Genomic DNA, 21,477 nt, shown 5'->3' with positions numbered 1-21,477 from the left:
ACTTATAGCACTTTTTTTATTTATGAGTAAAATCCGTTCAGCATTTAAAAGCCGTAGCTCGGACCGTTTAATCGCTCGTTTGCCGAATACAGACCAGCTTGGCTCAGATAACCCTTTTATTTTTGCCATCGCTTTTACTGGACTATTTCTCTCACAACGCTTTCTATTAGTTGTTTTTTTACCTTTTTTCTATGACAACAGCACTACGTCGCTGGCCTCTTGCTGTCTGGCTGCTCGCCGCCGGATTAGCCAGACCCGCAACCAGTTTGGCCCAGCAATATATCGGGGCTAATCTGGTTACAAATGGTACTTTTGGCACCCAGCCTACGGGCACTAATATCGCCGCAGGCACCGACCTGAACGGGTGGTACAGTGCCCGCAGCTACACGGGTTCCAACGTTGATGCAGCTGAGGGCCAAGTGGCCGACCAGACTGGTACGGCAACTTATCGCACGGGCAGTGCCATTCGGCAAGTACCATTCCCCGGCGACGCTAGCAATGGAGTCACTGCTATTAATACCTGGCTGCTCTACAACGGTAACCTGGGGGTAGCCGGTAATCAAACTACCTTAAACACCGCGTTCTATTGGAACCAGAATATTACGGTGGTCACTGGGGGTAACTACGTGTTCTCGTTCTATGTTTCGAATGCCGAAAACCCAACCTTATCGGGTAAGGCACTCCCATCCATCGGACTACGCATCCGCAAAACCGATAATACAGGTATTGCTAATTTTGGCGCGGCTACGATAGCCGAAGAAGCCACTGCCAACAATGGCCAGGATATTTGGACTCGGTTTCAAATTGCTATTCCGGCCGAAAATATGGCCAGCTACATTGCGACGGCGGGGTCTAACACCCTCCGTTTTATCTTGTATGACGGGAGTACTACGGCGGCGGCTAACGGCGGCGACCTGGCGCTCACGGCTATTTCACTGCGACGCGTAAACCAATTGCCGCGCGGCCAGCAAACGGCCCCCACAGTTTTTGGCCGCCAGGGAGCGGTGGCCATTCCTACGCTGCGTGCCGATGACCCCGACCCCGATGGCTCGGTGGTAGGCTACAAAATAACAGCCCTACCACCTGCTGCACAAGGCACGCTTTACCTTAACGGCTCGGCTGTGCGCACAAACCAGTCGCTCACGACGACGGAGGCAGCCATGCTGACCTTTGACCCGAACACTGGCTTTTCGGGCAACGCCCTCTTTACCTACACGGCCACTGACAACTTGGGTGACGAAAGCCTGCCCTTGAACTACGGTATTCCCGTGAATGACAACGCCTGCAACACGCAGTCGCTGTTCAGCTTCGGAGACCGGACGCTAACTGAAAACTGGCAGAACTCACAGACGGCCACTGTGGATGGGGTAGTGATTACGAGCACCTACACGCCTGCCACAACTGCGACCGATGCCATGTCACTGCTTATCGACGACCAAACTGGCTTGGACCCAAGTGGAGCTCAGCCTGGCAAAGGCTTAGTGTGGACGGCCAACTATGGCACCGGCAGCCGCCAATCGAGCCTGAAGTTCACGTTTACGGATGCGAATACCAACGCTGCCAAACTGCTCCAGAACTTTACAATGGTGGTAGGCGACATCGACCGTGCTTCGGCGCTGGGCGTTTCGCCCGCCGTTGGCTTCGTCGACCAAGTGGTGTTTTCGGGTACCGATGCCAATGGCAACACCGTGACGCTCTCGGCTGCCGACGTGGCCCTGGCGCCCACCAACACGCTTAGCGCAACCAACACCGTTACGGGCATTGGCCCGTCGGGCAGCCCATCGGGCAATATTGTACTGGCTTTTCCGGTACCGGTGCGCGACGTAACCGTCACCTACGCCTCGGCCGATGCAGCCGCTAACCCGGCTAACCAAGCCATCACGTTGCTCTTCTTATCGTGGTGCGGCGAGGCTGACCTAGCTACTACCCTCAGCGGGCCGGCCACGGCCGCGGCGGGCCAAACGGTGTACTACTACGCTACTACCACTAACAACGGCCCGCGCCCCACGACCAGCGCCGTTACCACTATTACCCTACCCGGCAAGCCGGCCGCCAGCACCGTCAACGTACCCAACGGCACCTACGATGCCACCACCGGCATCGTCACCTTCAACCCTTCGGCCCTGGCCGTGGGCGCGCAGGTAGTTAACTATGTGAGCTTTGTGATGCCTACTGGCGTTACCTCGTTCACCGGCCAGGCCAAAAGCTCGGCTTTGGAAGTGGATAACACAGCGGCCAACAACAACGGCTCGGCCACCACGGCCAACGTAACCACCACCGTCGGCGCTACGGGCGCCAGCGGTCCCGTTGTAAGCTGCCCCCCTACCCCCGGTAAAAACGGTACCCCAGCGCCCATTACGGCGGCACCGAACGCCTACTTCTTGCCCAGCGCCAGCGCAGCGGCAAACCAGAAAACTATTGGCATCAGCGCTACCACGCTGAACGGCGCGGGTTCGACTCTAGCCCCCGGCGACCTGGTGCTCATCATTCAAATGCAGGGCGCCGCCATTACTTCGGCCAACGACGACACGTATGGCGATGGTGTGGTAGGCCCTTCGGCCAACGGCAACACGGCTACCGGCTTCACGGCGGGCCGCTATGAGTACGGCATTGTAGCGACTACCAGCGCTACCATCACGCCGGGCACGGCCGGCACGCTTACCCTGCGCGATAACCTCACTTATGCTTACACGCAGGCCGCAGCTACCACTACCCAGGGCCAGCAGACGTACCAAGTTATCCGCATTCCGCAGTACGCGGCCCTTACGTTGGGTGGCAACATTGCGCCCCCAGCCTGGAACGGCGCCCTCGGCGGCGTACTGGCCCTCGATGTAGCAGGCCCCCTCAATTTTGCAACCTTCTCGCTCGATGCTTCGGGCAAAGGCTTCCGCGGCGGCGCGGGCCGGGCACTGGGTGGCACAGCTGGCTTCACGGCTACCGACTACCGCACGGCCAACTCCTCCAACGGCAGCAAGGGGGAAGGCACGGCCGGCACGCCCCAGTACGTGGCTACCTACACTGCTAGCGGCACAGTGGCCACTCTCGTAAATACTGGCGCTACTAATACCTACCCCGGCGGCGACGCCGGCCGCGGTGCCCCCGGCAATGCCGGCGGTGGTGGCACCGATGGCAACCCCGCGGTTAATGACCAAAACTCGGGTGGCGGCGGCGGCGCCAACGGCGGCCGTGGCGGCCGCGGCGGCAATTCCTGGGCAAGTGCTCTAGCCGTTGGCGGCGAGCCGGGCGCAGCATTTCCTCTAGCTAGCAGCTCGCGCTTGGTATTAGGCGGCGGCGGCGGCGCGGGTAGCACTAACAATGGCACTGGCACCGATGGCACAGGTGGCGCCTACGATGGCCTGGCCAGCAGCGGTGCCCCCGGTGGCGGCTTGGTGCTGGTGCGCACGGGCTCAGTACTGGGTTCGGGCAGCATTATCGCCAACGGCTTTAACTCGGACAACAGCGTGCAGAACGACGGCGCGGGCGGCGGCGGCGCCGGTGGCTCCATTCTGCTGACTTCGCAGCAAACCTCGACGCTCGGCAACGTGAAGCTTATTGCTAACGGCGGCACGGGCGGCACCAACAACCCGGGCGGTGCTCCCCACGGCCCCGGCGGCGGAGGCGGCGCAGGCATTATCGTTACCAACGGTGCGGTAGCCAGCACGGCAGCCCTACCCGGCGCCAACGGCCTGACCATCAACAACGCTACCCCTGGCATTGCCTTCGGCGCCGAAGCCGGCACGGTAGGCATTACGAACACGGCCATCAGCAACAGCATTGCCGGCTCGGCCGCCGATGCTAGCTGCGTAGCCGACCTGGCTACGGCTATCACTGGGCCAAGCACGGCAGCAGCCGGCACCACTGTGAACCTCGCCGTTAGCTTCAGCAATAATGGCGCGCTAAACGGTGCCAACGTAACACGCACAGTAACCCTACCCGGTACGGTAGCTGCTACCACCGCAGGCATCACGGCCCCGGGTGGTAGTGTTTCAGGTTCTGCAGCAGCGGGATACACTGTTACCTATCCTACTCTGGCTACCCTGGCGGCTAATGCCAGCAACACCTTTACTATATCCTACGTGGCGCCGACCAACGGCAGCGTAGCAGCTACCGCCAACATTGGCCCAGCCGCGGCCCAGCCCGATGTGTACACGGTGAACAACACCAGCACGGTGACCACGACGGTTGGCGCTTACGCCGACGTAACGACGACCATCACGGGCCCTGCTTCGGTAAACCCAGGCTTGGCCACCGGCAACTTCACGGCTAACTTCACCAACAACGGCCCAGTAGGAGCTGCCAACGTGACGCAGTCAGTAACGCTACCAGTTGGGTCTAGCATTTCGGCGGCGCAGCTTGCTTCGTTGAGAAGTTCCTACGGAGCTACTACCGCCTACGACGCCACTTCACGAGTGCTCACCTTCCCAGCCGCGCTTACCCTGGCATCGGGCGCTACGAATACGTTTAGCTTCCCCATCACGGCTTCGGCCACGCCGGGCGCCGCTACGATTCAGAGCAACGTAAACACGAGCACAACCAACCAGACTACCATTGCCGGCAACCTACCCGACGTCGCTACCTTCGGCTTCGCGATAGCGCCGCTGGCCGATGTAGCTACTACCATCACCAACAACGGTGTGGCTACGGTAGCGACTGGTGGCACGGGTACCTTCATCGCCATCTTCACCAACAACGGCCCGAGCGTTGCTACTAACGTGGTGCCGAGCGTGCAGCTGCCTACCGGCCTGGCCAACGTAACGACGACCCTCGGCGGCGTGTACGACGCTACTACGGGCTTGATTACCTACCCCGCTACTGCCTCGTTGGCTTCGGGTTCTTCGGTAACATCGACCATCAACTTCACGATGCCCAGCGGCACGGTGGCTGCTTCATCGACGGTAAATACGGACACGAACGAAGGGGCAAACACGGCTAACAACACGGCTACTGTCGCCATCAATGCCAGCTCAAACTTCGACGTGACGACACGCATCACCGGCCCAACTACGGCCGCGCCCGGTACGTCGGTCACGCTGAGCGTGGTAACGCTGAATGCTGGCCCCGGCACGGCCCCGAGTACGACCCAGACGGTAGTAATCCCTGGCGTATTCACGAACCTGTACGTGAGCAACGGGGGTACTTACAGCAACAACGGCACGAACACGACGGTAACCTTCCCGGCCGCCATCGGCCTGGCTAGCGGCGCCAACGTGAACAACAGCATTACCCTGACGATGCCGGCCACGGCCCTGACTAACATCACGGCTACCGTAGCCGCCGCCGGCGAAACCAACAGCCTCACCAACACGGCCACGGCCACGGTAGGCACGGCCACGGCCAACGCGGGCACGGTAAACCTGTACACGACCATCTCGGCCGCTACGGCCGCTGCGCCGACTACCCCCCTCACCGGCCCGGTAGCACCCAACACGACCTTGCAGCTCAACATTACCTCGGGCAACTACGGCCCCAGCGCAGCTACCAACGCCGTAACGCGGGTGGCTTTGCCCGCCGGCCTGGCCGGGGTAGTCCCCAGCAACGAAGGCACGTACGACGCCACTACGGGCATCGTCACGTTCCCGGCTGCTTCAAACCTGGCGCAGGGCGCTACGGTGGCCTACACGATTCAGCTCCCGGCGCCTGCCACGGGGCCGCTCGTTCCGGTGGCCAGCATTACGTCGGCCACGCCCGAAACGGTACTGGCTGACAACGTGGCTTCGACTAAGGTAGATGTTACGCTGCTGGCCGACGTTACGACGGCCATTGTAGGGCCTATGGCTCCTACTGCCGGCCAGAATGCGACTTACGCTATCACGACGACCAACAATGGCCCGGCTACGGCTACTGGCGTGGTGCAAACGGTGCTGCTGCCCTTAGGCCTCAGCTCCGTCACCCTAACCAACGCAGCAGGTACTGCCATTACGGGGGGCACCTACAACGCAGCTACGGGCTTATTTACCCTGCCCACGGCAGCGGTAGCGGCTACGCAGTTGGCGGGCGCTTCGGTACTGAACTACGTTTCGTTTGCTACCCCCTCGGCCACCAGCTACCCAGTAACGGCCGGCGTAGCAACGACGACGCCCGAATCGAACTCGACCAACAATTCGGCTACGGTAGTGACTACTCCTACCCCCCAGGCCGACATCAGCGTAGCCCTCAGCGGCCCCACGACCACGCTGCAAGGCAACTCGGTAACCTATACCGTGGCCACGACCAACATTGGTGCTTCCGTAAACCCGAGCTCGACTACGACGGTGCAGCTGCCTACTGGCCTGGCCAACGTGCAGGTGAGCGGCGGCGGCTCATACAATACGAGCACGGGCGTGGTTACTTTCCCAGCTAGCAGCAACCAAGCGGTTGGCGCAGCCGGGGCGGTAAACAATACCATCACCTTCGTGGCCCCTACGGCTACGCCCATCACGGTAACGGCCCAGGTGGCCGTGACGCCGGCCGGCAACGACCCGAACCTGAACAACAACTCGGCTACCTTGAACACCGACGTGACGCCTTCGAGCACGACGCTGGTTGACGAGTCGACGACTATTGTGGCTACGGTGGGCGGCACGGCCGCCAGCGATACCAACCCGGCCATTGCCGGCAGCGCCGTCCGGTTTGTGGTTACTTCGGTGAACAACACCGCGGGCACCTCGGCCACTGGCGTTATCCAGCGCGTGCAGCTACCCGCCGGCCTCAACCCCGCCGACGTTACCTACCCCACCGGCACGGCTGGCACGTACGATGCTAACACTGGCGTCGTCACGTTCCCAACCGTAACCAGCCAGGCCAGCACCGCTACTGCTACCTACACCATAAACGTGGCCGTGGCCCCAGGGGGTAGCACTGCCCTCACGGCTACTGCTTATGTAAGCACGACCAGCAGCGACTCGAACCCCACCAACAACGCGATTTCGGTGACGGTACCCGTATCGCCCCGCGCCGACGTGACGACGACCATTGCTGGCCCAGCTAAGGTGGTGCCGGGCTCGGTAGCTACCTACCTCGTGACGACCCGCAACGTAGGTCCGTCGGCCGCCGCCTCGGTGAACACCACCGTGCAGTTGCCCGCTGGCCTCTCGAACGTAGTAGTGAGCAGCGGCGGGGTTTACGATGTCAACTCGGGCCTCGTAACCTTCCCCACTGTGAACAGCTTACCCGGCTACTCGGGCACGGCCGCTGCCAACCAGGCGGCACCGCAGCTGGAGTACACCATCTCGCTGCTGGCGCCGAGCACCATCACCTCGACGGCCGGCTACACGCTCACGAGCACGGTAGCTACGGCCACCACGGAGCCGACTACTAACGCCACCAACACGGCGGCTATCACGACGACGGCAGCCAACCAGCCGCCAGTAGCCAGCAACGTCGTGAATTCACTGCAAGCACCCGAAGCCAATACGGCGCTGCAACTGCCTATTTCGCCTCTGGCCGCTACCGACCCCGATGGCAGCGTGAGCACCTTCACGCTCACGAGCCTGCCCACCAGTGGCACCTTGTTCTACAACAGCAGTGGCACTACCTACACGGCCATTACGGCGGCCAACCTGCTGGGTGGCGGTAGCCAGCTCAACCTGACGCCTACCCAGGCCCAGACGCTGCGCTACACGCCGGCCGCTGGCTTCGCTGGCAATGCCTTCTTCAACTACCTGGCTACCGACAACGGCAGCCCGGCACTCAGCAGCCTGCCGGCCCTCTACACCATTCCGGTGGGTGTCGATACCAACTCGCAGTACGCCAACACGCCGACCAAAGGAGGCAATAACCCCTACACCACCGGTTACATCATTGCCTATGTGACGGATACCAACGGGGCGCAGTACAACACGAGCGGCGCCATCTACAACCCCACCACGGGGGCCCTGGCCGATGCCACGGTAGCCAACGGCTTGTCGACGGTAGCCGGCTCTACCAATGCCTTCTTGGCGGCCACCGGCCCTGCCGGCAACACGGCCAACACGCTGCCCGCCGGCGTAAGCCTGAACCCGGTAACCGGCCAGCTCTTCGTGAGCGATGCCACCAAGCTGGTGAACGTAACCACTGCCACCACCTATACGGTGAATATCACGACCATCGACCTCTACGGTGGGCGCACTACGCAGCCCGTAGCCTTCACCATCGGAGCCTACCCCCTGCCCGTGTCGCTGACGGCCTTCACCGCCAAAGCCGTGCAGAACCGCGATGCCTTGGTAAACTGGACTACCGCTTCCGAGCTCAACAGTGCCTACTTCGTGGTAGAGCGTAGCCTCGATGGCACTAGCTTCACCAAAGTAGGCCAGGTAGCGGCCCAGGGTAATTCCGTGACGAATACCACTTACACGTTCACGGATGCTGGCATCGGCACTCGCACTTCGGCTCCTGTCTACTACCGCCTCCAGCAAGTAGACCTCGACGGCACGGCCACTTACTCGCCAGTGCGCACCGTCAGCTTCACCCAGGCTGCCGTGGCCTTGAGCTTGTACCCTAACCCAGCCCAGCGCACCACCCAGCTCGACCTGAGCCAGCTGCCGAGCGCTGCCACCTACCAGGTGCTCGTGCTCGACGCCGTGGGCCGCCAGGTGCTGAGCACTACCCTGGGCGGTGGTTTGCCCCAGCCCCTAGATGTGCAGGCGCTGCCCACCGGCACCTACCAAGTGCTCGTGACCGGCACCTTAGCCAATGGCTCGGCCCTGCGCCAGGTGCTGCGCCTGACTAAGGAATAGGCCGAACGTCTTTCCTGGCTTCCCTCAAAACCCCTGCTGGCTTCCAGCAGGGGTTTTGTTTTTTAGAGCTGCCGTGGGCAAGGCCGGCCCTACCCCCTTCTGCTTGCCGGAGGTAGCGGAAGGGGATAGGGATACTTGCGCAATCAACCAATCGCAATTTTTATTATTCTTAAAATACAATAATACCAATCCGAGCAAGTGATAATTTGCTCCAACCAAGCACATAATTTAGAAAGAGTAAACATGACAGCATATAACAAAAACCTTCTCTATGAATCAAATACAGGCTTATTAATTAAAACCGGGCTTATTCAGAATCTCAATTATCTTTGCGTCATTATAAAAAGCGCTATCCAATTAGGAAGTATTGTTCTTTCTTTTATACTATTCACTAAATTCCATTTACTACTGAAGTTAATAGTATAAACACGTTTTCAACCTACTCCTGCACTGTGGGGTCAGCAGAGTCAGCTACTAGGGTGCTTGACTTATCCGCTCGGTGGATAGCTGCTGCAGTGCAGGGCTAGGCCCGTCGGCAAGCGCTGACTACGATAGGCAGAGCCGGTGCAAGAATCTCTGCCTATCAATACAGTCTATCCAGCTCTTTACAAGCCAATTACAACCGATTTTTTCACGTCCATTTTCTCACTTTCTAGCTTATGAAATGTTTTTATCCACTGCGGACGCTGGCCTTTTTGGGCGCAGCTTTTTCGCTGGTGCCCACTCTGGCCTCGGCGGCCCCTTTTAAGCCCGGCAACATTGTGGTGGCGCGCGTAGGCGACGGTTCGGCAGCGCTATCGGCCGTGGCAGCGGCGGTGTTTTTGGATGAGTACACGCCCAGCGGCACGCTGGTGCAATCTATTGACCTGCCGACGGCGGTGAATGGCAACAACCGCATCCTGACCGCCAGCGGCAACGCCACCTCCGAGCTGAACCTGACGCGCTCGGCCGATGGCCACTACCTGGTGCTTGCTGGCTACGGCGCCGCGCCGGGCACCGGTGCAGTAACGGCTTCGCAGGCTGCTGACGTCACCCGCGTGATTGGCCTTATTGGCGCCGACGGCAGCCTTGACACCAGCACCAGCACCGGCGACGCTTTCAACGGCGTCAGCATTCGGGCAGCGGCCACCGTTGATGGCACGAGCTTTTACAGCGTCGGCGGCAACTCGGGCGTGCGCTACCAGGCGTTTGGCACTTTTGGCTCCACGCAGCTCACCACGGCTCCGACGAATATTCGCAGCGTGAGCGTGGCCGGGGGCAACCTCTACATCTCGACCGCTTCGAGCCCCTACTTCGGCCTGAGCCAGGTGGGCACGGGCCTGCCCACCACGGCCCAAACGGCCGCCGTTCTGCCGGGCTTTCCGGGCACCGCCACGGGCAGCAGCCCCTACGGTTTTTACCTGGCCGACCTGAGCACCGATGTGCCGGGCGTAGACGTGGCTTACGTGGCCGACGACCGCACAACTACCGCCGGCGGCATTCAGAAATGGAGCCTCGTGGCGGGCAGTTGGGTACTGAACGGCACCATCACGAGCACAGCCGCCGCGGCGGTGCGCGGCCTCAATGGCAGCACAAGCGGCACCTCGGTTTCGCTGGTAGCCAGCAGCGGCACCGGGCTGTTTGTGCTGGCCGACAACGCGGGCTACAACGCGGCCCCGAGCGTGGCGGCGCTGCCGGCGGCTATTGCCACGGCCGGCACCAATACAGCCTTTCGGGGCCTGGCCTTTGCGCCGGTAGCGGCGGCACCAGTTATTGCCAGCTTCACGCCGGCGAGCGGGCCGGTGGGCACCACCGTTACCGTAACCGGCACCAACCTCACGGGGGCTACCGCTCTTACCCTAAATGGGGCAGCCGTTACGGGCTTCACGGTGGTGAATGCCACTACCCTCACGTTTGTGGTGCCGGCCGGCGCTACGTCGGGCACTATTGCCGTTACCACGCCGGGCGGCACGGCCACCAGCACCAGCGCCTTCTCGGTAACAGCGCCTGTGGCGGCCCCTACTATTACTAGCTTCACGCCGACTACGGGCAGCGCGGGCACTACGGTCACCATCACGGGCACCGGCTTTACGGGGGCCACGGCCGTTAGCATTGGCAGCCTAGCTATTCCTACTTACACCGTGGTTTCGGCCACTAGCATCACGCTGGTGCTGCCGGCGGCTACCGCTAGCGTGAGCGGCCTGCTGACGGTGGTTACGCCCGGCGGCACGGCTACTAGCGCCACGCCCTTCAACCTAGTGGTGCTGGGCGCGGCAGCCAGCCAGGCCCTGCCGGGCCTGGCAGTGTACCCCAACCCCGCCACCGACTACTTAGTAGTGGAACTGCCCCAGGCCGGGGCCGCTACCGTAGCCCTGCGCGACCTTACGGGCCGGGTAGTATTGGCCCCGGTAGCGCTGGTGGCCCACCAGCCGCTACGCCTACCCGCTGGCTTGGCTGCTGGCCTGTACTTGCTCGAAGTTCGGCAAGGCTCGGCCACGGCGGTGCGCCGCGTTGCCATCAAGTAGCCTTACCCCCTCGGTGCAGGCCGAGGCTTTGGCCAACAAACTAAAAGGCCCCGCTCGAACTATTCGGGCGGGGCCTTTTAGTTTGTTGGCTGAGGTGAGCAGGTTGGCCGGAGCGAACAGGCCGCTGCCGGGCACAGAGTTAAGCCTACACTCCTCAAACCGCAGCAAACCGAATTGCATAACCCACGCAACGGCCTGCCAACTGGCCGGCTAGCCAGCTAGCAAAGCCGCCCAGCAGGTTGGCTGGCGAGGCCACATAACAAGTGGCCGCAAGCACAGCACTAGTTGTCCTACCCCCTAAAAAAAGCCCCGACTGCGCAAGGCAGCCGGGGCTTTTTTTAGGGGGTAGGGCGAGCCTTATTCCACGGCCACTTTGGTGGTGAGCTTCAGGCCATCGGCCGTCTGCCACGTCACGAAGTACATGCCACTGGCCAGCGGCTGGGCCGGCTGAATGAGGGCATCTACCGCGCCGGTGGCCGCCACGTGCGTCAGCACGAGGCGCCCTACGTTGTCGAACACCCGCACCGTGCCCCCGGTGGCACCAAGGTTGGAGGTGAGCAGCTGGAAACCCTGCCCCGAAGCTGGGTTGGGGTAAGCTGCCAAGGCCGGCGCCCCGGCCTGGCCATCGAAGCGCACGGCCACTACGGGCGAGTAGTTCGCCGTGCCATCCTGGTCTACCTGGCGCAGGCGGTAGTAGCTCGTGCCGCCCAGGGGGGTAGCATCGAGAGCGGCGTAGTCGTGGCGCACCACGCTGCTGCCCTGGGCCTGCACCTGCTGCACATCGGCAAAGGTGCGGCCGTCGGCCGAGCGCTGCACTACGAAATAGGCGCTGTTGGTTTCTGAGGCCGTGGCCCAGGCCGTGCGTACTGCCGTGCCCTGGCGCGCCGCCGTGAAGCTCAGCAGCTGCACCGGCAGCGGGGCCGTGCCCGTGAGTGGGTTATCCACCTTGTTGGTCGAGGCCAGCGCGAAGAAGGAATTGCTGTCGAGGGTCGTCTGCGACGAAGCCGAGGTGGTGTAGCCCCGCGGGTCGGCGGGCGTGAATACCCCGGCACCGCCGGCCGTGGTCCAGGGGCCTGCATTGCCCGTCGATTGGGCCACGCGCAGGTTGCCGGGCACGTGCACTTCCTCGTCTACCACGTCGGTGTTGAAGCTCAGCTGCACCGTTACTGGGGCCAGGGTGCCTGCCGAGAGGCGCTGGATGCGGTAGTAGCGGTTGGCCGACAAGTTAGACAGCGTGGCGTCGATGCTGCCTTTGGGGGCACCGTTGAAGATTTCGGTCAGAATAATTTGGGGCTGGCTCGACACGTCCTCCGTCTTGAGCGTAACCGGGCGGTAGCGCCCGCCTAGGCCCACCGGAAACATTCGGATGCTAACCGCAGCGGGCAGCGTAATGGCCAGTCGGCCCGCCACGTAGGCGCTGGTGCTGGTGCCCACAATGGGCTGCACGGCCGTGTTGGTGAGCGAGAGCGTATTCGCTGTGCCCGTCACGATGAGGCCATTGCTCAGGGTGAGCACGTTGCCAACCGCCACGTCGGTGCTGGTGCCGAGCGTGAGGGTGGCGGCGCCCACTTTCTGCACGTTGAAAAAGGTGGTGACCCCGGTCAGGCGGCGGTTGTCGTCAGTGATAAACTGCACCAGACCCTGGCCGGCGTCGAAGCCCTGACCCCCACTATTGGTGAAGTTGCCGCGCAGCACTAGGTTGCTCGTAGCGGCCGCGAACGAGCCGGTGGCAAGGTTGCTGAAATCGCCGGCCACGCGCAGCAGGTTACCCGCTACCCCATCGGCCACGGTGTAGGAGCCGGCATTCGAGAAATTACCGCCCACCATTACGTTGCCCGTGTTGGCGATGAACGACTGGTTGGCGGCGTTGCTGAAATTACCGCTGACCGTGAGGCTGCCCGCGCCGGCATTGTAAGTGCCATTGTTGGCGAATGTGGTGCCCACCGTGAGGGTACCCGCGCCCACGGTGGCGTTGTAGGTGCCGGTGTTGGTGAAGGCCGTGCCCACCGCGACCGCGCCGCCGCCGTTGTTGAGGGTGCCGCCACTGGTGAAAGCGGTGCCGATGTTGACGGCGCCCGCGCCCAGGTTGAGCGTGCTGCCGGCGTTGCTGGTCAGGAAAGCCCCGGTGGTGAGGGGGCCATCGTTCAGGTTGAGCGTGCCGTCTAGGGTAGCCCCGCTCGTGGCCGAGGTCAGGGTGATGCTCTGGTTGGTGGGGTTGTTGACGGTCGTGTAGGCAGCCACGTTCAGGGCCCCGTTGATGGTCAGGTCAAGGTTGCTCAGCAGTTTGATGTTACCGCCCGAGAAGGTCAGGTTGTTGTACGTATCGCGGGCGGGCAGCTGCACGGCGGCCGTGTAGTCCACGGTGCCGCCGGTAGCCGCCACGAAGGCCGAGTAGTTGCCGGCCGGAAACAAGGCTGAGCCGATGCGCACGGTACCGGTGCCCGTCACGGTATTGAAGTTGTTAGCCGTCGAGGCGCCCAGGTCCAGGATGCCGGTGCCCAGCAGCTGCAAGGTGGCCGCACCCTTATCACCCGCCGTCGAATTGACGAGGTGACCGCTGCGGATAACCACCGGGTTGGCCGCGGTGGGGTAGGTAGTGAGGGCCACAATCGGGTTTGAGCCGTCGGAGTTAGTAGTCCAGGTAGTGGGGTTGTCCCAGCTGGCTCCGCCCGCCTGCCCGGCCGTAGAGTTGCGGCTGTAAAACGTGGGCACGCTGCCAAACTCCGAAGCCTCGCCGCCGGTGTAGTCGCCGTCGAAGTAGGTGGCTTCGGTGTTAATTAAGGTATTAGCCGTTGTGTTTACTGCATAGCCTACAAGCGGCAGGCCATTCTGCGGCACCCAGGCCCCATTCAGGAAGCGGCCCAGCTTGTAGTTGGCTTCGGTGCCGTTCACGTCATTGCCCACGCCATTGTCGATGTAGTTAAATACCTGCGTGACGATAGGCGTGGCGCTAAAACCCGTGCTGCGCACTTTCCAGTAAAAGCTCAGCTCCTTGGCCGCCGGGTCGGTGGTAGAGGGGTGCGCCAGGTCGATGGGCTGCACGGTGAGCGTGCCAGCGGCCGAGTTGGTAGTCACATTCATGCGCACGGGCGTGTACTTGGCCGCCGCGCCAATGGGAAACGTAAAGTCCGAGGCCCCGGCAGGGTAGCTTTTGCGCACGCCTAGGTCGGCCACGATGCCGTTGGTACGAATAAAATTCGTGCTGTTGAAGCCCGTCACCGCGCCAGCCGCAGTATTGCTCAAGCTCAGCAGGTTAGAGCCGATGGTGAGCACACCGCTGGTCAGGGTGAGCACGCCCGTAATTTCCTGGTCGGCTAGGGTGGTGGCGCCCGTGCTATTGTTGAGGATAACGTTGCCAAACTTGCCCTTGCCGTTGCCGTCAATGTTCTGGTTCACGGTGCCAGCCAGCGTGAGGCTCCCCCCCGTGGCGCTGGTGTGGGTGGCCGTGTTCACTACGTCGCCCAGCGCGGTCAGCGTCTGGCCATTGTCAGCCAGCGTGCCCTTGGCAATGGTGAGCGTGCCGATAACGCGGGCGTTGCGGCCCAGCTGCAGGGTGCCGCCGGTTTGGGCGTTGTTCACAACCAAGCCCCCAAACACGGTGAGGTTGCCGGTCGTGGTGCTCGTAATCTGCTGCACCACCGGGCCCTTGCCGGTGAAAATCGTGGTCTGGGTAGCAGTGCCAGGCTGGAAGCCGCCGTTGGCCAGGCCCGTATTGGCCGAAGCGTTGTTGTTCAGCAGGTCGCGGTCGATGCTCAGCCCCAGACCGTTAGCGTTGAAGTAGGCAAAGTTGTTGGAAATGGTCAGCGAGCCTTGCAGCCGCAGTGGGTTCACGCCCGTGAGCAAGCCCGTGTTGGTACTGGTGGCGTCGTTGCCGGCTTCCACCTTCATATCGTAGAGCGGCACCAGCGACTCCACGCTCACTGTGATGTTGCCGGCCACGGTGTTGCCCAGCACCATGGTACCAGCGGTCACCACCGTCGAGTCGGGGCGCAGGTAGAGGTCGGCGATAATGGTAGGGCGGGTGTTGGTGCCGCGCAGGGCCAGCGTGCCGCCGCTCATGCGGAAGATGCTGCCGGAGCCCTGCACTTCAAACAAGCCGCGCTCGTTGTTCTGGTACACTTCGGCGCGGGCGCCGCGAATCTCGACGCTGCCGCCGGTCTGGTCGTAGCGCAGCGAGCCGTTGGTGTTGGCCGTGGTGCGCCGAATCTGGCCGTTCACGTACAGGGTGCCGGCTGGACCCACCCGGATGGTTGGGGCGCCGGCGCTAGCATATTCGAGGTCGTTGCCCAGGCCAGTGGCCGTACCTACGCTCAGCTTACCCTGCAATACCTGGAGCTGGCCGGCCAGCTTCAAGTCCGAAACCGCGCTGGTGTTGTTGGCCGGGGTCGTGTTGTCGGTGGTGGCAGTGGGGCCGGTAGCCACCGTCACGTCGGCGCCTACGGCGTCCACGGTCAGGCCCGCCGTGCTCGGAATCAGGTACGGGCTGTCGGCATTGTGAATGCCGAGCGTGCCCGTCGTCTTGGCGTAGCGCAGTGTGCCGTTAGTGAGTGTGAGCCAACTGCTGGCAGGCGTAGTGAGCGAGCCGGCCACGTCCAGGTTCAGAGTGGCGGCCTGCCCTACCCCCTTGTTCAGGGTTAGGGTGTAAAGGTCGGTGAGGGTGCCGGTAGTGCCGGTGAAATTCGCATTCTGGCCGCCCAGGAAGGTCAGGTTAACTATTCGGCTGGCGCCGAGGTTGAAATCCAGCACGCCGTTGTTAGTCAGCGAGCCGCCGATGGTCAGGGCGTTGGCCACGGCCGTGCCCGTGCTGTTCACGTCAAACTTGGCGTTGGCGTCGATGCGCACGTCGGTGTTGGCGGTCAGGGTGCGGACCACGCCGTTGGGGTAGCGCAAGGTGCCCGCCTGCACCGCGATGAGCGAGTCGGCGCGCAGGTTGCCGCTGGCGGCCGCGCTCAACAGCACTGTGCCCGTGCCGCCCGAGGTGCCGGTTTTCAGCTGCGAGAACACCCGCAGGTCGAGGTTGGGCAGGGTGATAGTGCGGCTGGCGCCGGCATCCAGCGACAAGTTTTTGTATGAGTTCAGCGCCAGCGTAGTCGTGGTAGCGCCGATGGTCGTGGTCGACGTAGCGGGCACCGTAAAATCTTGGTTATTGGTGGTATTAGTGTAGTATTCCACCGTGCCGCCGTTCTCTTGCAGAAAAGAACCAAAGTCGCCACCAGGGAAGGTGGCCGTGGCCCCGCTGGAGCTCACGCGCAGCCGCCCCGAGCCGCCTACTTTGGCATCGGGCAGCGCACCAAAGTTGTGGCCGGTGGTGATGCCTACGTCCATCGTCGAGCCGCGGTCAATCACCAGCGAGCCCGAATTGGCGCCGTTGGCGGCTACCGTCACATTATGATAGATTTTGCCGCTGGCCGAGCCGATAAATACGGGGTTGTTGGCGGCCGGGGCGGCGGTGGCAGCGGCCCCATTGAAGCCGACCGTGCTCCAGGTGGCCGGGGTAGCCCAGGTGCCGCTCGCGCGGCTGTAGTAGGCCGTTACGGTGCCGAAGGCGGCGGGCAGGCCGGCGGTGTATTCACCCTCAAACTGGTTGAGGCTATTGAAATTGATAACGGCAGTGGTGGCCCTTTCCACTACCAGGTTCACATCGGTGTACTGCGGCGTCCAGGCGACGGCGGTAGCGGAGTAGCGGCCGGGCACGTAGCTGGTGAGCGTGCCCGAGGCATCTGTGTTCGTCATAGTGAAGCTCATGTTAATGGCTCCGGAGGGGATGGTGCCAAAGCCCGTGCTACGCACTTTCCAGTAGTAAGCCAGCGAGCCAGCGGTGCCGTTGGTCACGAAGGGGTTGCGGGCGGCCACCGGGCTCACGCTTACCTGGCCGTACTTGGCCAGGGTCGTGGCCAGAGCGAGCTTCACCGTAGCTGGCGCGTACTTAGTGCCCGTGCCCACCTGGAAGACAAAGCTATCGGCTCCGCCGTAGGTTTTTTGTAGGCCCAGGTCGCTCTGGTTACCGGCCGTTTGCACAAAGCATTTGTTGGAAAACACGCCGGAAATTGCGGCATCGCCGGCACCCACATTAGTGAGCGATAGCCGATTGGCCCCAATAGCCAGAATATTCTCGCTGATGAATGTAAGCGCGTTGGCCACGCTCATGTTGGCCGTAAACGTGGCCGCCACCCCACCGGCGGCCACACTGCTGTTGATGTTGAGGTTGCCAAACACGCCCATGTCGTTGCCGCTCACCGTCTGGTTGGTGCTTCCGGCAAGCGTGATGCTGCCCGTGCCGCCGCCGCTGGTGTGCGAGGCCGAGTTGACCATGTTGCCCAGCACGTTGATGGTGCTGCCGTTGTCGCTGAGCACGCCGTTGAGCAAGCTCAGGGTGCCGGCGGCGGCCACGGTGTAGGTTTTGGCCGTGCCGGCCAGCACCAGCGTGCCCGCCGATTTGTCCACCACCCAGTTATAGAACGTGTTGAGGGTAGCCGCCGCGCCGATGGCGCCGTTATTGACTAGCTGCTGGTCCTGGCCGCCGCTGAAAGTCGTGGTGTTGTTGCCGGGCAGGTACTTGCTGCCAGAGGCAATGGTAAGCGTCCCCTGGATGTTCAGGTTTTGTGCGTTGGCGTCAAACGTCGTGGGGTTGGTGCCGTCGATGGTAAAGTTGTTGAGTACCGTCAGGGGCTGCGCCGTCGTGGTAGCCCCGCTGGTGTAGGCGGCGGGCACGGCCACGGCGTCGAGCAGCGCTTTGCTGGTGCCAGCCGCCGCCGCTTTCTTAATGGTGAGGTTCCACAGGGGCGCCGTAGTCAGGATGGTGCCGTTCACGTTGGAGCCGGGCAGTATCACCTCAATCGTACCGCCGGATACGATGGCGTTGTTGGGGTTCACCCCAATATGAAACAAGCCATCAATGCCGTTGGTATTCGGATTTTGCACCCGTAGCGTGCCCCCCGTCATCCGGAAGGCCTGCGTCACGTAAGGAATCGAGAAGCGCGCGAACTGGTCGTTGCCCAGGCGGGCCACCGTGCCTAGGCTCTCAAATGTGCCGCCCGTCATTATAAATGAGCCCCGATGCGTGGCCGAAGTGCTGGACGGCCGGTATTTATTAACCGAAGTAACCCCGCCCTCAATCAGCACCTGGCCATCTTCCCGAATTACCATGGCGTCGGGGGTTTTGGTGGATAGCGTGCCGCTGCTAATGCGGTATGTACCGTAAATGATGAATGCAGAAGCGTTGTCGTTATATATCTGCGCGCCGGCCACCCACAGGGTAGGGCTGGTGGTGGGGGAGCCCAGCTCCCACCAGCCGGAGGCCGGGTCGTTGGCCGGGGAGTTCTCAACGTTACCGTTGTGAATTTTCGCCAGGTAGATATTGCCGCCAAACTTGGCCACGCCGTTAATCAGCACGAGCAGCCGACCGTTGCCGACGTGGTTCAGGCGTAGGTTGCCTTGCGCGGTGCTGCTGGCAGTGCCGGTCACGTTGAGCAGTACCTGGCTGTCAATGCCCTTGTTTACCTGCAAAATATCGAGGTCGGTAGGGCCGTTGCAGGCAAAATTGGCGTCAGTAGCCCCCATGAAATTGAGCAGGGCTACTTGGTTATCATTGGTGGTACCGTTGTGCAGGTTCACCGTGCCCGCGTTGCTAAAGCTGCCACCCGCGTTTAGTGTATGCGAGCCCGTCACGGCCGTGACGCCCAGCGCCGTGCCGGCACCCACCGCAATGTCGCCCTGCACATTAAGCGTGCGGTTAGTGCTGGCCGTTTTGCCTAGGTTAAACGAAACGAGGGGGGTAGCAACCGTAGTGTTGGTGCGCGTCAGCGTCAGGCTGCCCGTTAGCGTTAGCGTATTGTCGAGCTGTGCCGTGTAGGCCGTAGCGGTTGTATTAAGCAGGCGCAGGTTGTTGTATTGCCCCGAAGTTGGCTGCGGCAGCACCGTAAGCCCCGCTGGCCAGTTGTAAAACTCGACGGTGCCGGTATTGGCATCATCAAAGTTGTTATTGCCCATCGCAATGCTAGGGAAGTAAGGCGCACCGATGCGCAGCGTTCCCTGGCCCGAAAGGCTGCTTAGCTGGGCAAACGTCGCGGTGCTCGACGTCAAATCGAGTACCCCACCGCGCTGTATGGTAACCTTGAGCCCCGTAGTAGCGATGGGGTCAGTTACCGATACCACGAAGCTATTCGTCACCACCACATTGTCGTTGGCAGTTGGCACGCGAGAGGCAACTTTGGTCGAGCCCGTAGGGTCGGTGGTCCAAGTATTGCTATTATTCCAATTGCCGCTGGTGCCCCCACCATTGAACGTATACAAGGTTTGCCCAATTGCCAGGTTACTCCAGAAAATAGCAAAAAGTCCAAGTAGGAATGTTTTCATGAAAGGAAAATAATAATGGAAAAAAATAGTAAAAACGCGTTACTGTCTAAATCCAGAAAGGCGAGCTTTATCCTATAGGTACGCAAAGTTTGCACAATTAGCTGGTTATAAAAAATGACACTGGGCAGGGAAAAAGTAAATGAATGATTATCTTTAAACCAGAAAACTTTATCACCTTAAAGTGAAAAAATTAGGCGATAGTTAACCAACATTAGAGTTGAACTATTCTATGAATTGATTAATTCAACTTAGCTGGAAACATTTTTCTGTCGAGCACGGCTGGTTTTGGATGGAGGTCGTTTGGGCGATTAGGCACCACCCCCAACCCACACTTCTAGTACCTAGTAGCTACCCGCGAGTAGTAGCCGCCCGGCGCCGAGTTAGAACTACTGGCGCGAGTGGCGCATCGGGCCGAGTAGTAGCGCCAAGGGGGCATAAAAAGCGCTTGACACAAGGTGCAGAAAACGCTTTTTATGCCCCCTTGGCGCTGAGTGGTTCTAGCCACTGAGGCCGGTAGCCCGTACTTTGTGTTTTCGCCAGCCACTCCCTTCATGTCCGATTTAGCCCCCAAACTCACGCACCTCAACGACGCCGGCCAGCCGGCCATGGTCAACGTCGGTGGCAAAGCCGTTACGGCGCGTGTGGCGCGAGCCCGGGCCCGCGTGCGCCTCGGAGCCGACATTGTGGCCCTGGTGCAGGCCGGCGATTTGCCCACCCGCAAGGGCCCGGTGTTTCAGACGGCCATTATCGCCGGCGTAATGGCGGCCAAAAAAACGGCCGACCTTATTCCCCTCTGCCACCCACTGGGCCTCGATGATTGCCAGGTAAGTATCGAAGTCCTACCCCCCGATTCGCTCCTAATTGAGTGCACGGCCCGCGTGACGGGCAAAACTGGCATCGAAATGGAAGCCCTGACCGGCGCCTCGGTAGCGGCCCTCACGGTGTACGACATGTGCAAAGCCATGTCGCACAACATTGTAATTGAAGAGATTAGGCTACTGGAAAAGACGGGCGGCAAGTCCGACTTCCACCACCAAGACTAAGCCTTTTGCGCACAAAAAAGCCGGTCATGCTTCGCAAAGCATGACCGGCTTTTTTGTGGCTGCGCCCACCCTATGGGTGGGCCGATACCCACACGGTACCGTCTTCGTACTCTTCTTTTTTCCAGATGGGTACAACTTCCTTTAGCGTGTCGATGATGTATTGGCAGGCGGCAAACGAGTCGGCGCGGTGCGGCGTCGACACGGCTACGACTACCGCCACATCGCCTATTTCAAGGGTGCCGTGGCGGTGCGTCACGGCTACCTGGCGCAGCATGGGCCACTTTTCCTGGGCCATTTCGGCCACGCGGCCGAGCTGGTGCACCGCCATGGGGGGGTAGGCCTCGTAGTGCAGGCGCACCACGCGGCGGCCGTCGCTGCGGTTGCGCACCGTACCGATGAAGGCATTGACGGCCCCGGCCTCATCCGATTCGGCGGCTTGCAGCACGGCAGGTACGTCGATGGGCTGGTCGGTGAGGGCAATGTGGTGCATGGTTTTTGATTTTGGTAAGAACTAGCAAGAACGTCATGCTGCGCTTCGCGCAGCATGACGTTCGTCTCTACTAATTAGTAGAATAGGTATTGCCCTACCCCCCACTTACGGGTGGAATAAGCGCAATTTCGTCGCGCTCGTGCAGGGCCACGTCCTCGGCAGCGTATTCATTGTTGACAGCTACGGCCAAGCTGCGCAAGCCAGCCAGCGCCGGATATTGAAGGCGCAAGTCAGCGAGCAACCCAGCCGCCGACTGGCCAGCGGGCACCGTGAGGTCGAGCGACGACTTCCCCACGATTTCGCGGGCAATGCCAAAAAGGGCGATGGTAAGGTTCATTTTTCCAATTATGCAGTGAGTAATTGGCAGCAAATACTTATCACCGGATAACTAC

Annotated in this window: 7 protein-coding genes; 4 read left to right on the top strand and 3 right to left on the bottom strand. The window is 61.4% G+C overall.

All coding sequences use genetic code 11. The features are described 5' to 3' along the window. Positions 1-22: 22 nt before the first annotated feature. From GO988_RS09660 to GO988_RS09650, 3 genes are all read left to right on the top strand, one after another. Positions 23-292, top strand: a complete 270-nt coding sequence (locus GO988_RS09660; protein WP_157564649.1) for a hypothetical protein — start codon at positions 23-25, stop codon at positions 290-292. Beyond that, positions 267-8,693 carry a DUF11 domain-containing protein gene (locus GO988_RS24405; protein ID WP_157564646.1) on the top strand — a complete coding sequence of 2,809 codons (8,427 nt, stop codon included), beginning with the start codon at positions 267-269 and terminating at the stop codon, positions 8,691-8,693. The genes GO988_RS09660 and GO988_RS24405 overlap by 26 nt, the downstream gene beginning before the upstream one ends. Positions 8,694-9,352: 659 nt before the next feature. Next, positions 9,353-11,197, top strand: a complete 1,845-nt coding sequence (locus tag GO988_RS09650; protein ID WP_157564644.1) for an IPT/TIG domain-containing protein — start codon at positions 9,353-9,355, stop codon at positions 11,195-11,197. A 357-nt stretch (positions 11,198-11,554) separates the two neighbouring features. Here the strand turns inward: GO988_RS09650 and GO988_RS09645 are convergent, their stop codons facing one another. After that, complete coding sequence (locus GO988_RS09645; RefSeq protein ID WP_157564641.1) at positions 11,555-19,552, bottom strand: T9SS type A sorting domain-containing protein; 7,998 nt, start codon at positions 19,550-19,552, stop codon at positions 11,555-11,557. 551 nt (positions 19,553-20,103) lie between these two features. Between GO988_RS09645 and moaC the strand changes: the two genes are divergently transcribed. After that, on the top strand, positions 20,104-20,595 hold the full coding sequence (gene moaC / locus GO988_RS09640) for a cyclic pyranopterin monophosphate synthase MoaC (RefSeq protein WP_157564638.1): 492 nt from the start codon (positions 20,104-20,106) through the stop codon (positions 20,593-20,595). Between the two features lie 70 nt (positions 20,596-20,665). Here moaC and GO988_RS09635 read toward each other — a convergent pair whose 3' ends face one another. Beyond that, on the bottom strand, positions 20,666-21,085 hold the full coding sequence (locus tag GO988_RS09635) for a molybdenum cofactor biosynthesis protein MoaE (RefSeq protein ID WP_157564636.1): 420 nt from the start codon (positions 21,083-21,085) through the stop codon (positions 20,666-20,668). A 94-nt stretch (positions 21,086-21,179) separates the two neighbouring features. Continuing rightward, the gene (locus GO988_RS09630; RefSeq protein WP_157564633.1) at positions 21,180-21,422 is read right to left on the bottom strand and encodes a MoaD/ThiS family protein; all 243 of its coding nucleotides are present in this window, start codon (positions 21,420-21,422) and stop codon (positions 21,180-21,182) included. Positions 21,423-21,477: the final 55 nt, after the last annotated feature.

The organism is Hymenobacter ginkgonis (assembly GCF_009755225.1).
Taxonomy (GTDB): Bacteria; Bacteroidota; Bacteroidia; order Cytophagales; family Hymenobacteraceae; genus Hymenobacter; species Hymenobacter ginkgonis.
This window is presented reverse-complemented; position numbering and strand designations above follow the sequence as displayed.

What these genes read in the sequence shown, in the direction of transcription:
- GO988_RS09660 (WP_157564649.1), top strand. Translation starts at nt 23, where the DNA reads ATGAGTAAAATCCGTTCAGCATTTAAAAGCCGTAGCTCGGACCGTTTA.
- GO988_RS09650 (WP_157564644.1), top strand. Translation starts at nt 9,353, where the DNA reads ATGAAATGTTTTTATCCACTGCGGACGCTGGCCTTTTTGGGCGCAGCT.
- GO988_RS09645 (WP_157564641.1), bottom strand. Translation starts at nt 19,552, where the DNA reads ATGAAAACATTCCTACTTGGACTTTTTGCTATTTTCTGGAGTAACCTG.
- moaC (WP_157564638.1), top strand. Translation starts at nt 20,104, where the DNA reads ATGTCCGATTTAGCCCCCAAACTCACGCACCTCAACGACGCCGGCCAG.
- GO988_RS09635 (WP_157564636.1), bottom strand. Translation starts at nt 21,085, where the DNA reads ATGCACCACATTGCCCTCACCGACCAGCCCATCGACGTACCTGCCGTG.
- GO988_RS09630 (WP_157564633.1), bottom strand. Translation starts at nt 21,422, where the DNA reads ATGAACCTTACCATCGCCCTTTTTGGCATTGCCCGCGAAATCGTGGGG.